The 15045-nt window shown below is 61.5% G+C and carries 15 protein-coding genes and 1 pseudogene; 7 read left to right on the top strand and 9 right to left on the bottom strand.

Annotation, left to right across the window (positions count from 1 at the left end):
* Window positions 1-17: 17 nt before the first annotated feature.
* On the bottom strand, window positions 18-1070 hold the full coding sequence (gene tdh / locus EKH49_RS03655; RefSeq protein WP_128469749.1) for an L-threonine 3-dehydrogenase: 1053 nt from the start codon (window positions 1068-1070) through the stop codon (window positions 18-20).
* Between the two features lie 134 nt (window positions 1071-1204).
* Between tdh and EKH49_RS03650 the strand changes: the two genes are divergently transcribed.
* From EKH49_RS03650 to EKH49_RS03640, 3 genes and pseudogenes are all read left to right on the top strand, one after another.
* Window positions 1205-2110: a LysR family transcriptional regulator gene (locus tag EKH49_RS03650; protein ID WP_128469748.1), complete on the top strand. Its 906-nt coding sequence runs from the start codon at window positions 1205-1207 to the stop codon at window positions 2108-2110.
* A 352-nt stretch (window positions 2111-2462) separates the two neighbouring features.
* Window positions 2463-3443, top strand: a complete 981-nt coding sequence (locus EKH49_RS03645; protein WP_236641019.1) for an MFS transporter — start codon at window positions 2463-2465, stop codon at window positions 3441-3443.
* 92 nt (window positions 3444-3535) lie between these two features.
* Window positions 3536-4112: pseudogene (locus EKH49_RS03640) on the top strand (GNAT family N-acetyltransferase).
* Between the two features lie 62 nt (window positions 4113-4174).
* Here EKH49_RS03640 and EKH49_RS03635 read toward each other — a convergent pair.
* Both EKH49_RS03635 and EKH49_RS03630 read right to left on the bottom strand, forming a co-directional pair.
* Window positions 4175-5005 (bottom strand): aldo/keto reductase, encoded by an 831-nt coding sequence (locus tag EKH49_RS03635; protein ID WP_128469747.1) that lies wholly within the window; start codon window positions 5003-5005, stop codon window positions 4175-4177.
* Between the two features lie 45 nt (window positions 5006-5050).
* Complete coding sequence (locus EKH49_RS03630) at window positions 5051-6232, bottom strand: MFS transporter (RefSeq protein WP_128469746.1); 1182 nt, start codon at window positions 6230-6232, stop codon at window positions 5051-5053.
* Window positions 6233-6346: 114 nt separating this feature from the next.
* On the opposite strand from EKH49_RS03630, the gene EKH49_RS03625 reads away from it, so the two are divergent.
* Entirely contained in the window at window positions 6347-6793 is a 447-nt protein-coding gene (locus EKH49_RS03625; protein ID WP_128469745.1) for a MarR family winged helix-turn-helix transcriptional regulator, read from the top strand.
* Between the two features lie 30 nt (window positions 6794-6823).
* Window positions 6824-7507 (top strand): HAD family hydrolase, encoded by a 684-nt coding sequence (locus EKH49_RS03620; protein WP_128469744.1) that lies wholly within the window; start codon window positions 6824-6826, stop codon window positions 7505-7507.
* Window positions 7508-7770: 263 nt separating this feature from the next.
* Here the strand turns inward: EKH49_RS03620 and EKH49_RS03615 are convergent, their stop codons facing one another.
* The gene (locus EKH49_RS03615) at window positions 7771-8073 is read right to left on the bottom strand and encodes a hypothetical protein (protein WP_128469743.1); all 303 of its coding nucleotides are present in this window, start codon (window positions 8071-8073) and stop codon (window positions 7771-7773) included.
* 168 nt (window positions 8074-8241) lie between these two features.
* Complete coding sequence (locus EKH49_RS03610; protein ID WP_128469742.1) at window positions 8242-9153, bottom strand: aminoglycoside phosphotransferase family protein; 912 nt, start codon at window positions 9151-9153, stop codon at window positions 8242-8244.
* A 248-nt stretch (window positions 9154-9401) separates the two neighbouring features.
* On the opposite strand from EKH49_RS03610, the gene EKH49_RS03605 reads away from it, so the two are divergent.
* Both EKH49_RS03605 and EKH49_RS16670 read left to right on the top strand, forming a co-directional pair.
* Window positions 9402-9830, top strand: a complete 429-nt coding sequence (locus tag EKH49_RS03605) for a hypothetical protein (protein WP_128469741.1) — start codon at window positions 9402-9404, stop codon at window positions 9828-9830.
* A 166-nt stretch (window positions 9831-9996) separates the two neighbouring features.
* A complete protein-coding gene (locus EKH49_RS16670) occupies window positions 9997-10329 on the top strand; it encodes a DUF1572 family protein (protein ID WP_201739563.1) in 333 nt (110 codons plus the stop codon).
* A gap of 135 nt (window positions 10330-10464) precedes the next feature.
* Here EKH49_RS16670 and EKH49_RS03595 read toward each other — a convergent pair whose 3' ends face one another.
* The 4 genes from EKH49_RS03595 to gatA form a co-directional block, all read right to left on the bottom strand.
* Window positions 10465-10998: a GNAT family N-acetyltransferase gene (locus EKH49_RS03595; RefSeq protein ID WP_128469739.1), complete on the bottom strand. Its 534-nt coding sequence runs from the start codon at window positions 10996-10998 to the stop codon at window positions 10465-10467.
* 96 nt (window positions 10999-11094) lie between these two features.
* The gene (locus EKH49_RS03590; protein WP_128469738.1) at window positions 11095-11682 is read right to left on the bottom strand and encodes a GNAT family N-acetyltransferase; all 588 of its coding nucleotides are present in this window, start codon (window positions 11680-11682) and stop codon (window positions 11095-11097) included.
* A gap of 310 nt (window positions 11683-11992) precedes the next feature.
* The gene (gatB, locus tag EKH49_RS03585) at window positions 11993-13501 is read right to left on the bottom strand and encodes an Asp-tRNA(Asn)/Glu-tRNA(Gln) amidotransferase subunit GatB (RefSeq protein WP_128469737.1); all 1509 of its coding nucleotides are present in this window, start codon (window positions 13499-13501) and stop codon (window positions 11993-11995) included.
* A 5-nt stretch (window positions 13502-13506) separates the two neighbouring features.
* Window positions 13507-15045 (bottom strand): Asp-tRNA(Asn)/Glu-tRNA(Gln) amidotransferase subunit GatA, encoded by a 1539-nt coding sequence (gene gatA / locus EKH49_RS03580; RefSeq protein WP_442903492.1) that lies wholly within the window; start codon window positions 15043-15045, stop codon window positions 13507-13509.

The following is a 15045-nucleotide window of genomic DNA, read 5'->3' as shown; positions in this document are numbered from 1 at the left end:
GTTGATCCGGAAAATTCTTAGCCTGGGAAAACGGTCCAGTCGAGCACGACCTTGCCGCCGTGGCCGCTGCGGGCAGCTTCGAAGCCCTGCTGCCATTCGGTGGCCGGCAGGAAGTCGGTCACCACCGAGGCAATGCGCTCGCGCATGACCTCTGAAGAGGTCAGCATGGCGCTCATGGCGTACCAGGTCTCGAACATCTCGCGGCCGTAGATGCCGCGCAGGGTCAGCATGTGGGTGACCACCTTGCCCCAGTTGATATCGATGGAGGTGCTGGGCAGCCCGAGCATGCAGATCTTGCCGCCGTGGTTCATGTTCTCGATCATTTCCGGCAAGGCGGTCTTGTGCCCGGACATTTCCATGCCGTAGTCGAAGCCTTCGACCATGCCCAGCTGCTGCTGCGCTTCCTTAATGCGCGTGTCCGCTACATTCACGGCCAGGTCGATGCCCATGGTCTTTGCCAGTTCCAAGCGCTGCTCGGAAACATCGGTGATGGCGATGTTGCGTGCACCTACGTGGCGGGCCACTGCCGCGGCCATCAGGCCGATAGGGCCAGCACCGGTAATCAGCACGTCTTCGCCAACCATGGGGAACTGCAGTGCGGTGTGCACGGCATTGCCGAACGGATCGAAGATCGCGCCGAGCAGCGGGGTGATGCGCTCGTCGCGGTGGATGTAGACATTGCTTTCGGGAATGACGACGAATTCTGCGAAGGCGCCGTCGCGCTGCACGCCGACCGAGTCGACATTGATGCACATCTGCTTGCGTCCTGCGCGGCAGTTGCGGCACAGGCCGCACACGACGTGGCCTTCACCGGAAACACGGTCGCCAACCTTGACGCCATGGACGAAGCTGCCGACCTCCACGACCTCGCCATAGAATTCGTGCCCGGGAACCAGCGGGGTGTTGATCATGGCCTTGGCGGCGTCGTCGAAGGCTTCGATGTGCAGGTCGGTGCCGCAGATGCCAGCAGTCATGACGCGGATCTTCACGTCATGGGCCCCGGTTTCCGGTTCTGGGCGATCAACGAGTTCCAGTCCCGCGTGCGGACCGGACTTGTACAGTGCTTTCATGCTGGTTCCTTAGGATTGGGCACCTGCTGTGCGCAAGACAGACATGGGGTCGCTTCAAGTGTCGCACCCAACAGCACGAGGCGACACCTTAGAAGATCACTGATTTACTGATCCAACGATTTAGTATTTACTTCATGGAATTGCATCAGTTGAGGATTCTGCGTGAACTCGCGGATCTGGGCAGCGTCAACGCCGTGGCGAAGGCCCTTTTCGTCTCGCCCTCGGCGGTCTCGCAGCATTTGGCGCAACTGCAACGCAATTTCCCTGTGCCACTGACACAGAAGGACGGACGCAGGCTGGTCCTGACAACCGAGGGAAAACTGTTGGCCTCGGCCGCGGCGTCAGTCGCTTCGACCCTGGCCGAGGTGTCGGCGAGGATCCGCACCCAGGAGCAAGAGCGGGACACACCCATTCGCATCGCGGGATTCCATTCCATTGGGCAGACCATTTTCGCCCCGTTGCTAACCTACCCGGAAGGCCAATTGCCCCCGCTGCGCTTTTCCGACGAGGATGTCTCGCAGCAGGATTTTCCGGCGCTGACCTCGACGTACGATTTGGTGCTGGCGCACCGGATGCCGCACACGGCCCCATGGCCCGAAGACCGAATCAGTGTTATACCTCTGGCTTTCGAACCGCTGGATGTCGCGATCCACAAAGATCATCCACTGGCCGAATTCGAGCAGCTCTCCCCCGAACAGGTCATCGACGAGCCCTGGGTAGTTTCGCGCTCCGGCTACTCCCCGGCCGACGTCCTTGAAACCATCGCTGCACTGGCCGGCCAAGCCCCGCGAATCGAGCACCGGGTCAATGACTATGCCACCGCCGGAGCCCTGGTTGAAGCCAGCGGCTGCCTCGGGATCCTTCCCCGCTATACCGCACGGAAATCGCTGGACAACAAGGTGACTTTACGACCAATCAAAGGCCTATCAGCCGGTCGACAAATCGACGTTCTGGTGCGTGCGGAGCACCTCCACCGAGAACCAGTCATGGACGTCATCGAGGCCATCCGGCAGACCATTCGGGGGCTTGTCGGCGCCTAGCCGTGAACTTCCTGCCTACGCACCGAAGCCGCCACTGAATCAATCCTGGCTGCCTGAAAATCTGCAAGGAACGCGTACCGGAGCCAACCTCCGAAATATGCACGCAGAATGGCCATCTCCACGAGTCTCGCAGTTAAGCTGGGGGCGTGGTTGATCAGAAACGCGGCATGGGTCCGCTGTACTTGGCAGGATTCACGACGGCTTTCGGCTCCCACGGCGTCGCTGCCGCCCTGGGCACCTAAACCGATAATCTCGGCATGACTTTTGCCGCCTTTGGCCTCATCCTGGCGACCACGACATCGCCGAGGTCATCTCGAAACCGGTCTTCGGCGCGCTGAGCGACCGGATCGGGGTGAAGCCGGTAATCGTGGGCGGGCTGCTGGTATTTGCGGCGGCCTCGCTGCTCGGTGCCTTCGCCGCTTCCCCTCTGCTGCTCGCCATCGCGCGTCTGGCCCAGGGAGCCGCAGCAGCAGGCTTCTCCCCCGCTTCCTCTTCCGCCGTAGCCCGGATGGTCGGGCCGTCCTTGGCCGGACGCTACTTCGGCAAATATGGTTCCTGGAAGGGGCTCGGGCACGCCGGCGGTCCGCTGCTGGGAGCAGCCCTCATCACCTGGGCTGGCCTGCCAGCGCTCTTCCTGGTTCTGGCAGTGCTCTCGCTGGGCGCTGCGCTGTGGACCGCCCTGCACATGCCTTCCATACCGGTACTGCCCAAGCAGCGTGCCACGCTAGCTGACATGGTGAAGCAATCCACCGCGCCAGCTTTCCTCGGACCGGTACTCCTGCTGGCCGTTGCCACCGCGATCCTGGGGGTCGCGGTGGGCTTCATCTCGTTGCTCGCAGGCCGCCTCGGTGCCGACCCGATCCTCGGTATGGGAGCTGTCAGCATCCTGGCCGTCATCTCGGCCGTGGTGCAGCCGCGGATCGGGCGGATCCACGATGCCGCCCCGCAACGGGCCAATACCCTGATGCTGGCTGGTGCGGTCCTGCTGATTGCGGCGGTGGTGCTTTTCGCGGCTGTTCCGTCACTGCCGGTGATCTTGCTGGGCGCGGCGGCAATCGGCCTGGGAGTCGGCCTGATCACCCCGCTCGGATTCGCACGCTTGGCCGCTACCACGCCTCCAGAACGCATGGGCCGCACCATGGGCAGCGCCGAGCTCGGACGCGAGGTGGGAGATGCCGGCGGACCGATCCTCGTGGGTCTGGTGGCCGGTGTGGCCACCCTGTCGCTGGGGCTGGGAGCACTGGCTGTTGCCTGCGCCGTGGCGGCGGCAGGCGGTGCCAGCATGATGCGTTCCAGGGCTTCATCCGCGGAACGTCCGCAGAACGCCGGCTAATCGGTTCCCGGATCCTGCAGTGCCATCCCACCACAGAAACTGGCGGCAGCGCAGGGGTGCCGCGATGATATTTCGGCGCGTACAGTGTTCGCATGAATGCCCTTGAGCCACCCACCCTGCGTGGTGTACATGTCACCCTTGAACCGTTGTCCATGGAATTCCAAGACGGTCTGGTGCAGGCTGCCAGCGACGTCGAGTTGTGGAACCTCTGGTCCACCTCGGTGCCACGTCCTGAGAACATGTGCGAAGAAATCCGCAGGCGCCTTGCGTTGCAGGCGGAAGGGTCGTTGCTGGCCTTCACCACCCCGCTCAATGATCCCGTTAGCGGACTGCCTGGCCGGATCATCGGCATGACCACCTACTGCGGCATTGACCGCGTGCTGCCCCGGGTGGAGATCGGCTACACCTGGAACGCCGCCAGCAGCCACGGTTCAGGCACCAATGCCGAAAGCAAGCGCCTGTTTCTGGGCCATGCCTTCGAAACGCTGGATGAATCTCCGTTCGCGCATGGCCGTCAGCCGCTTGGGTGACAAGCAGGACGGCGTGCTGCGCGCCCATTCGCGGATGCCGGACGGATCGTTGCGGGACACGGTAATGTTCTCAATCCTGAGAGCCGAATGGCCGCAGGTGCGCAACGAACTGGATCGCCGCAATGGCGCCAGGCACTGACTGCAGCATGTGCGCAGGCCGCCCGCCCCATGCAAGGACGGACGGCCTGATGGAAACCGCCGCTAGCCGTTGAACGTCTCCGGGTGCGGGCCGGTGCGCCCTTCGCTATCCAGTGCGTCGATTGAAGCCAATTCCGCGGCGGACAGCTCGAAACCGAACAGGTCCAGGTTCGCGGCGATGCGTGACGGGGTCACCGACTTCGGGATGATCACCCGGCCCTGCTGCAGGTGCCAGCGCAGGATCACCTGGGCGGCGGTCACCTGATGGGCCTGCGCGATCTCCAGGATGGTCTCGTCGGCGAGCAGCGCTCCCTGAGCGAGCGGGCTCCAGGCTTCGGTGGCAATTCCGTGCTGCCCGTTGGCGGCAATCACCTCGCGGTTCTGCAACGCCGGATGCAATTCCACCTGGTTCACGGCAGGAACGATAGTTCCCTCGGTGATCAGCTTGTCCAGGTGATCCGGCTGGAAGTTCGAAACGCCAATGGCCCGGACCTTGTTCTCTGCGTACAGCTTTTCCAAGGCCTTCCACGTCTCAACGTAGAGGTCCTTTTCGGGAGCTGGCCAATGGATCAAGAACAGGTCCAGGTAGTCCAGGCCCAAGCGCCGCAGGCTTGCGTCAAAGGCTTCAAGTGTCTGTTCGTACCCCATGTCGGCGATCCAGACCTTGGAGGTGATGAACAGTTCTTCGCGAGCAATGCCCGACTCGGCCAAAGCCTTGCCGACGCCCTCTTCGTTGCCGTAAATCGCGGCAGTATCGATGCTGCGGTAGCCAGCCTTGAGAGCTGACCTCACTGCGTAGGTGGCTTCCTGGTTGGGGACCTGGAAGACGCCAAATCCTACTTGGGGCATTTCAACGCCGTTGTTCAGGGTGATGGTTTGAATGGCGGTAACCATGCCTAGCTCCTAAAAATTGGTTGTGGGAGAGGGGAAAACTGCGGATTAGCCGGCTGCGACCAGATGGGGCGATGCGACTGAAGCCTTCTTGGCCAAGATCATGGCCAGAACGATAACGAGCAACGCAACGAGGGTGATCAGTGCACCAATCCAGATCGGAGAGGTGTATCCGAGTCCTGCCGCGATGCCGAGTCCTCCGGCCCATGCACCTAGGGCGTTGCCCACATTGAAGGCACCGATGTTGGCGCCTGAGGCCAAGGTGGGCGCGTCGCCGGCGTAATGCATGATGCGGCTTTGCAGGCCCGGAACGGTGCCGAAACCGAAACCGCCCATGAACAGCAAAGCGAGTACGGTGGCGACCTGATTGTCTGCAAAGAATCCGAAGAGGACAAGCACCACCAGCAGCGCGGAGATGAAGAAAAGCAGTGTGCGGTCGATGCTCTTATCGGCCATGCGCCCGCCGATCCAGTTGCCTGCGAAGAGGCCAACTCCGAAGAGCATCAGCAGCCAAGGCACGGTGGTTGCGTTGAAACCGGTAATTTCGGTCAAGGTGTAGGCGATGTAGGTGAAGGCACCGAACATGCCACCGTAGCCCAGGATGGTGACGCCCAGGGACAGCCAGACCTGCAGCGAGGTGAATGCGCCAATTTCCTGGCGCAGCGAGATTCCCTCGGCGACGTGCCTGATGGCCGGAACCAGTGCAAGAATCCCAACGAGCGCCAGAACGCCGATGCCGGAGATTGCCCAGAAGGTCGAGCGCCACCCTGAGTGCTGGCCGAGCAGGGTTCCAAAGGGTACGCCCAAAACGTTGGCCGCGGTCAGCCCGGTGAACATGATGGCAATGGCGCCAGCCTTCTTGTTGGCCGGGACCAGCTCGGCTGCCACGACCGCGCCGATACCGAAGAAGGCACCGTGGCACAGGGCGGCGATGACGCGGCCGATCATGGCCACTTCGTACGTTGCGGCCATCGCGGTAAGCGAGTTGCCGATGATGAAAAGCACCAGCAAACCGACGAGCACCGGCTTGCGCGGCCAGCGGACGGTGGCTGCGGTCAGGCCGAGCGCGCCGACCACCACGCTCAATGCGTATCCGGAAATGAGCCAGCCAGCTGCGGCCTCGCTGACGCCGAAGTCGGCCGCCACATCCGGCAACAAGCCCATGATGACAAATTCGGTAAGCCCGATGCCGAAGGCACCGATGGCCAACGCAATAAGACCGAGCGGCATAGCGTTACTCCTGATAGACTAGATAAATTAGTTGCACACGCTTGTTATTGCGCGATGAACACAATCGTTGCACACGCAACTAACCAGCGCAAGCAAGTACTTTTGGAGGAACCGATGGGAATCGCAGATGATGCTGTCGAAATCCGTGCTCGCGGATGGCGCACTTTGGCGTCATTGCACGGATTAATCGATGCCGCACTGGAAAAGGATCTGACTGCCCAGGTAGGCCTTTCTGTGGTCGAGTACACATTATTGGACGCCTTGAATCGGCAGGATGGGTGGCATATGCGCATGGCTCAGCTCGCCCGCGCCACCGCCTTGAGCCCGAGTGCAACCACGCGCTTGGTCACCCGGCTCGAAGACCGCAACCTGCTTTCGCGAGTTCTGTGCGCCGATGACCGTCGTGGAATCTATACCGAGCTGACCCCCGCAGGCCACGAACTGTATCAAAAAGCCAAGCCCATTCACGATGCCACGTTGGAACGCGTACTGAAACAGGCCGAAGAACGGCCTGAGCTGGCGCCGCTGGCCCGCATTCTTCACGAATTCTCCGCAGTCTAGCGAATCGCACATTTGAAGGAAGAGTCAGCCATGTCCTTGTCGCGTCCAAAATTCTCCGCCGCCCTGTTCGATTGCGATGGCGTGTTGGTCGATTCCGAATCCATCACCAACGCAGTGCTCCGCGAAATGCTCATTGAGTTGGGATGGAACATCAGCCAGGAAGAATGCATCAGCATCTTCATCGGCAAGGCCCTGAAAGACCAGTGGGAACCCATCTTTGTGAATACGGGTGTACGAATTGATGAGCAGTGGATCGCTGGCTTCAGGCAGCGTCGAGATATTGCCCTACGTGAAGGCTTGCAGGCCATACCTGGTGCCCTGGATGCGGTGAAGCACATCTCTGCCAGCTACAACGGCAGAGTTGCATGCGCTACGGGCGCTGACCGCGGGAAAGTCGAGATGCAGTTGTCCCTGACGAAGATGGCACCATTCTTCGGCGAGCATGTTTACAGCGGCATGGAGTGCGCGCAGAGCAAACCTGCTCCGGATGTCTATCTGGCAGCGGCTGCTGGCTTGGGAATCGATCCGAGCCAGGCAGCGGTCATCGAGGACACTGTCACCGGCGTAACTGCAGGCGCCGCGGCCGGAGCTACGGTCTTCGGCTACTGCCCAGGCGGACCTATCAGCAGCACCAGGGAAAAGCTCTTAGCCGCGGGGGCCACCGCCGTGTTCACGGACATGGCTCAGTTGCCAGGACTTCTCACCCAGAATTAACTGAGCTCATGCCTCCCAGACCCGGGCATCACTTCAACCCAGCCCCACGGTTCTCGAGCGAAGTCGTTGCTGCGGCACGAGCGCCAGCTCAACCACGCGAACGGAATCGAGCACTCGGCTCAAAATCACGTTCTTGATAACTGGTCAAGGCTTGGCTGATCCTACCGGTCGATGCTCGCCAGCTGCAAGGGGATACGTGCCGAATTTTGGTACGAATCAGGACGGAAAATCAGGTCTGCCGAGGCTTGGCTCTGTGGCCGTTGTCAGTTATCTATTTCTATTCTCATACTTGCCCCGTGCATGGTCCCGCGTGAACCAGTGAATGTATGAAGAGCTGCTGTCAATTCCGAAAATGCGTACTGTTGGCCACCGGTAAACCCTCTCGGCATTCGAATGCCGTTCAAACCAGCAAGTTCGTGTTCCGTAACCCGCCAATTCACGACGGCCGTGCCGTTGTCGTCGAAATTGGGGTATTCAATATAGATACCCCATGGTGTTACCCGGGCGTCATATCCGTGTTCACCCACCAAGTAATCAACGTACTTTTGGCGCTTGCTGGTCTCCATGAATCAAGTCTAAGGAAACACTCCTGCGGCGTTACCGAAGACCTCCGATTATGAATCCTACGATTGACGTTGAAATCGTTCTATCGTCAAAAGGACCGATCAGGATTCCTTAGGTCATTTGGAACGCAGCTGACGGACTGAGACAGGTCGGATGGATCTGGAGTGCGCCTACACGGAACTACCCAAGAGTGAGTTTAGGGTCTCCCGCCCAACTATGCCCAGAAGATCGTCGGCGCCTAGATTTGCGGTCATCATGGCGTAGCGCAGACCCCAGCCTCGCGCTCGCCTCCACATTGGGCTTCCCACTGCGATGCCGTATGCCTCGAAGGCTTGGCCGATGCCCGCGGAACTGAAATGCATCCAGCACATGCCTAGATCTGATGCCGGGTCGCCGACGCATAAGTCACCGTAGTCAATCAGAGAAACGGTCAGGGATGGCTCTTCGCCGTCTACAACAGTGTTGGATGGATGCGGATCTCCGTGCAACCACACTGGGCTGCCCCCGTACACCTCCGCATCCAGCGCTTCCTGCCAAAGTTCCAATGCCGCGCTCTGCAGTGGCAGATCCAATGTCGAGATTTGCTCTCGAGTCCGCTCATCAACTTGGGACAACGCGCAGCCTCGGAAATCGCTTCGTGGCTCCTTCGAGTTTGCGGGTTGATGGAGAGCCTTCAGCAAACCAGAGAACTCCTGCGCGTATTCATCGCGTTCCTTTCGATTGAGCCGAGCTGCACTTATACCCGGAACGTACGGGCAGATCGAAAAGGTAAAGGGGTAGCTGGAAGTAGGTTGCCCTTCAAAGATCGCCAGGTCGATGTCCACCCCGGAGTCTTGCGCGAGTTGTGGAAGCCAGCGCCGTTCCTTGACTCCGATGTCCTCCCCCACCTGTCGGCGGGGCAAGCGAATCAGCAAGGTATCTCCGAGACGATAGACTTCGTTATCCCAACCGGTAGCCAAGTAATTGATTTCTTCATGGGCCCAATGCGGAGCTTGTACCGCAATCAACTCGCGCACCATTGCCAGATCAATGGACACTTCAGCATCGGGCATGGCAGTCTTCTTAGCCGGTGGCAGGTTCATCGCTCAATCGTAATCGCCCTCATTCGTGGACCTCAACCTTGCACTGCTAGCCACGCTGCCCGAAATGGAGCACAGTCAAGCGCGAATCGAATGCAATCAGAACACTGGTGGAAAGACAACATTCCAATCCACGCAGGTTTTCGGAGATCAGGGGTCCATGCAACTGGTCAGATGCCCAGGGTGAGTGGGGCTGGGAGGCGGGCAATGCTGAAACTGTCTGGAAGCAGCGCCACAGCCTCGATCCGGTCATGCGAATAAGGCAATTCACGCTCGCCGCTGGCGAGATCGTTCTGGAAGCGGTGGCCAACATCCAGCGTCCAGTCCAGTCCTTTATCGTTGGCTGCACCCCGCTGCTCGGCCGGGCGGGCATCGGACTTGGTGCCGTGGAGACGATGTTCGTCAGCAATCCGCTGTCGGGGGCAACCATGCCGTGGCAATTCCTGGCGGCACCATGGGGTGCGATCGGGAAGCACATGGTTCCAGGTGCTTCAAGCTCTCTCATTCGATCACTCAGCTACTTCCCCGAGGCCTCCACCGCCCAGCAGTGGTGGACGCTCGGCGCGTGGGCACTGGGCGGCATGGTGCTGGCCTTGATTGGGCACTTCCGCTCCAAGGAAACCATGCACGTCCCGGAAAGCACGTTGGAGGCTCCTCATGCCGGGAAGCACGCCTCCTAGCAAGATTGCGCAGAAGTGCGTTGATTTCCTGATGAAGTGATTGGCTGCTCAGCAAATTTCCAGGGTATGGAAGAAGATCTTCTTCCATACCCTGGAGCTGCTCGACTGCTCCTGCCGAATTTGAAGCTCGACAGAGACTCCGGAGAGCCTGAACTAGAATCAGGACATGAATTCATCGGTGCCTGGCCAGCGAGTCCTGGTTCAGCTTCTGCTTGAGAAATTCGACCAGCTTGTCGATACCGTTAATGGCATTCCCGATGAGTTGGTCAACTTCACGCTGCCGGCCCAGGCCAGCAACTCCCCTGTTCAGATCCTGGTGCACTGTTGCGGAATGATGCGGCGCTGGTCTTCAACAGTGAACCTGGGCGTTGCCGTTCCCCGCGACAGGGATGCCGAATTCAGCGCGCAGATGGAGAAGCAGGACGGCATTCATCGCCGATCTTTCCCACACCCGGATGCACCTGCCTCCGGCTGCCACCCCTCCGGGCCGCGAGAGTGAATACTGGATGGCCACCTGCGAGGGCGTCCTGCTGCACGTATTCGAGGAGCTCTGCCAGCACTTGGGGCATCTGGAAATCACCCGGGACGTGCTGGTCCTCCCCGCTTCTTGAAACCCTGGGTGTAGAACTCAGATTTACACATCGTTCCAGTCGAAGGCGGTCGTTTCTCCTGACTGCCAGTCCTGGCGGAGAATGGCGTAGGCGACCGAAGCCAATCGTAAGCCGTCTTCAGCTGGCCAGCCCATCCGGTAGTGGGCTTCCTTGAGGAAGCCGGACTTCAGGAACACCTTGCGCATCGCAATGTTGTCTTCCCGGGTTTGCCCTTCGAAGCGCACAGTCTCCGGGTTCTCATTGAAGACCTTGGTGCACAGTTCCTTCAGTATCTGCGTACCCAATCCTTGCCCCCGATAACCCTCCGCAAGGCGGAGGTCGAACATCGGGGTGTCGTCTTCCAGATCTTCAAGAACCACCATGCCCAGGCAATCGCCATTGCCCATGATCCAGAAACCTTGGCTCTCGCTGTTCCAATATCTTCCGCCATCAACCAGTGCCCGCAGCTCCTTCTGCGTCCAGTCTCGACGGACATGGAAGGGGAACTTGTTGCCGAGCAGAAATGCGACAATGCCATCGCTGTCTTCAGGACCCAACGGCGTGAACGAGATATTCATGGCCCAAGCCTATCCAAAACGGCGTTGCCTTCAGCCGACCACCGTGGCAACTTCGTATTGCTCGATGCCAGGGGACCCGGAGCGGCACAGGGATGGCTATGCGGCTTTCCTGTTCATAGAAACGTAGCGCGAAAAGCCAGCACGTTTCGCGAACCTGGCCGGGCGCGAATCCGACTCGCTAAAACCAAGCTTGCGGTACAGCGACAACGCAGCGACATTGGTGTCCTTTATATCGCGGAGCACGAATTCATCGAACGGCAGGGCCAGCAGGTGCTTCATCAACTCCGTGGCCACCCCACGGCCTTGGTATTGGGGTGCGGTAGTCACGAATCCGATTTCCGCCAGTCCGGGCCGAGCCCCCTTGAAAGCTCCCAGGAACTGCGTGCGGACGATGAAATAACTGATCAGCCCGTGCCACGTTCCGAGATGGCGTTGGAATTCACCCCGGTCCGGCGAGAAGCACTCCTGATCGGCTTCGGTGAGGCTCGCGATGGCGGCGGGAACCCTGTCCACCAGCACCACATAAAAACGTTCCGGGATGATCATGTGGGCAAACGCCCGCGCCAACGTTTCCTGATCCTTGGAAAAGTAGGCGAAGTCCTCGGCGAAACCGCCGACGAGCACCGCGGCAATGTCCGATGGCTGAAATCCGGCCAGTGCATCAACCCGTTTGATTTCGATCATTGCGATTCCTTCAGCCTCGGTCAGCTCAATGCATCCGACCCATCCCGGGCGGGCCTGTGCATGTGCTTACGCATACTCTAGCGAACCCGGAGTCCGGGTTCGACCTCTCCGAATCCATCCGCGTGCAGCCGCCAAGCCGCATTCGGCTTGATAACCAGCACTCGGCGTCCCGGCAGTGCCGTGATGCCGGCCCTTCGGCCAGCTTCGATGCAGTGCAAGCAGGGAGCCGATGACGAAGAAGCCCAAACGAGACAGCGGCGGCCCGTACTCCCCACCGGGAATACGGGCCGCCGCTGCAAGAATGCGGACCTTACAGGCCCAGTTTCTCCATCACGATCTCGCGAACGCGGCCGGCATCGGCCTGTCCGCGGGTGGCCTTCATGACAGGGCCCATCAGCGCACCGATGGCCTGCATCTTGCCGCCCTTGATCTTCTCGACCACATCAGGCATGGCGGCCATGGCCTCATCCACTGCCTTGCCCAGGGCATCATCGTCATTCACCACAGCCAAGCCGCGCTTCTCGACGATTTCGCTTGGGGTGCCTTCGCCAGCAATGACGAATTCAAGCACCTGGCGGGCGATCTTGTCGTTGATCTTCTTGCCCTCGATCAACGAGTTCAACTCGACGATGGTTTGAGGGGTGACGCCCAGATCAGCGATCTCCTTGTCCGCGGCCTTGGCCAGGCGCGCGATCTCGCCCATCCACCACTTGCGGGCCACGGCAGCCGATGCGCCGGCAGCCACGGTGGCTTCGATCTCGTCGAGCACGCCGGCGTTGACCACGTCGCGGAATTCCTTGTCCGCGTAGCCCCACTCGGCCTTCAGGCGCTTGCGGCGCTCGGCTGGAGGCTCCGGCAGGCGTGAGCGCAGCTCTTCGACCCACTGCGCGGTGGTAACGATCGGCACCAGGTCAGGCTCCGGGAAGTAGCGGTAGTCATCGGCGTCCGACTTCGGGCGGCCCGAGGTGGTGGAGCGGGTGTCCTCATGCCAGTGGCGGGTTTCCTGGACAATCTTGGCCCCGGAATCCAGCACTGCAGCGTGGCGCTCGATCTCGAAACGCACTGCATGCTCCACAGCGCGCAGGGAGTTCACGTTCTTGGTCTCGGTACGGGTGCCGAACTTGTCCGCGTCCTTTGGCATCAGCGACACGTTGGCGTCGCAGCGCACGTTGCCGCGTTCCATCTTCGCATCCGAGACGCCCAGGTTCTTCACGATCTCGCGGATCGCCGCCACATAGGCGCGGGCCAGCTCCGGGGCGCGCCTGCCAGCGCCCACGATCGGCTTGGTGACGATTTCCACCAGCGGCACGCCGGCGCGGTTGTAGTCCACCAGCGAGTAGTCGGCGCCCTGGATGCGGCCTGCGGCGCCGCCCATGTGGGTCAGCTTTCCGGCGTCCTCCTCCATGTGGGCGCGCTCGATCTCCACGCGGAAGACCTCGCCGTCCTCCAGCTCGATGTCCAGCCAGCCATCGTGGGCGATCGGGTCATCGTACTGGGAGGTCTGGAAGTTCTTCGGGGTGTCCGGGTAGAAGTAGTTCTTCCGGGCGAAGCCGCACTTCTCGGCAATCTGGCAGTTCAGTGCCAGGCCGATCAGGATGGAGTACTCCACAGCGGTCTTGTTGACCACTGGCAGCACGCCGGGCAGGCCCAGGTCCACCGGGGTGACGTTGGTGTTCGGCTCGTCGCCGAAAGCGTTCGGGGCGTCGGAGAACATCTTGGTCTTGGTGTTCAGCTCGACGTGGACCTCGAAGCCCAGGACCGGGTCGTAGCGGTCCAGTGCCGTATCGAAGTCGACCAGTTCATCGGTGTAGTTGCTCATGGTGCCTAGGCCTCCTGCGCGATCGAAGCGGTGTCAATGGCTGGTGCCTGCGAGATCAGCGAGTGGCCCCACTGCTTTTCGAGCAGCGCTTCCAGCGCCGCGCCGGCACGGTACAAGCGGGCGTCCTCGTAGGCCGGAGCCAGGAACTGGATGCCCACCGGCAGGTTCTCGGACAGGCCGCCAGGCACGGTGATGCCCGGGACGCCGGCGAGGTTGGCCGGGATGGTGGCCACGTCGTTGAGGTACATGGCCAGCGGGTCGTTGTCGTTCGCGCCCAGCTCGAAAGCCACGGTCGGCGCGGTCGGCGAGACCAGCACGTCAGCCTGCTCGAAGGCGGCGTCGAAGTCGCGCTGGATCAGCGTGCGGACCTTCTGCGCCGAGCCGTAGTAGGCGTCGTAGTAGCCGGCGGACAGTGCGTAGGTGCCCAGGATGATGCGGCGCTTGACTTCGTCGCCGAAGCCTGCGGCGCGGGTGGCGCCCATGACGCGCTCGATGGTCATCGGGCCGTCTTCCGGCAGCACGCGCTTTCCGTAGCGCACCCCGTCGAACTTGGCCAGGTTGGAGGAGACCTCCGAAGGCATGATCAGGTAGTAGGCGCCCAGCGCGTACTTGAAGTTCGGGCAGGAGACCTCGACGATCTCGGCGCCGGCAGCCTTGAGCAGTTCCAGCGACTCGTTGAAGCGCGCCTGCACGCCTTCCTGGTAGCCCTCTCCGGTCAATTCCTTGATGACGCCGATGCGCAGGCCGTTCAGGTCCCCTGCGGCACCGGATTCGGCGGCGGCCACCAGCCCTTCAAGGGCGTTCGGCAGCGAGGTGGAATCCTTCGGGTCGTGCCCGCCGATCAGTTCCTGCAGGTAGGCCGAGTCCAGCACGGTACGGGAGACCGGGCCGATCTGGTCCAGCGAAGAGGCCATGGCGATCGCGCCGTAGCGCGAGACAGCACCGTAGGTCGGCTTCACGCCGACGGTGCCGGTGACGGCGCCTGGCTGGCGGATGGAGCCGCCGGTGTCGGTGCCCAGGGCCAGCGGTGCCTCGAAGGAGGCCACGGCTGCGGCCGAGCCGCCGCCGGAACCGCCCGGAATGCGGTTCAGGTCCCACGGGTTGCGGGTCACGCCGTAGGCGGAGTGCTCGGTGGAGGAACCCATGGCGAACTCGTCCAGGTTGGTCTTGCCCAGCATCGGCAGCTTGGCGGCACGGATCTTCTCGATCACGGTCGCGTCGTACGGGCTCATCCAGCCCTCGAGCATCTTCGATGCCGCGGTGGTGGGCTGGCCCTTGGTGACGATCAGGTCCTTGATGGCGATCGGCACGCCGGCCAGCGGGTGCAGGGCTTCGGCGTCGGCACCGCCGGCGGCGCGGATCGCGTCCACCTCGGCGGCCACGGCGAGCGCCTCTTCGGCGTTCACGTGCAGGAAGGCGTTCAGGGCGCCGTCGACTTCGGCGATGCGGTCCAGGTGGGCCTGCACGGCGTCGACGGAGGTGACCTCGCCGGCGCGCAGCTTGGCTGCCAGCTCGGTGGCGGAAAGCTTGATCAGTTCATTCAC

This window comes from Glutamicibacter sp. HZAU (assembly GCF_004100365.1).
Classification (GTDB): Bacteria; Actinomycetota; Actinomycetes; order Actinomycetales; family Micrococcaceae; genus Glutamicibacter; species Glutamicibacter nicotianae.
This window is presented reverse-complemented; position numbering and strand designations above follow the sequence as displayed.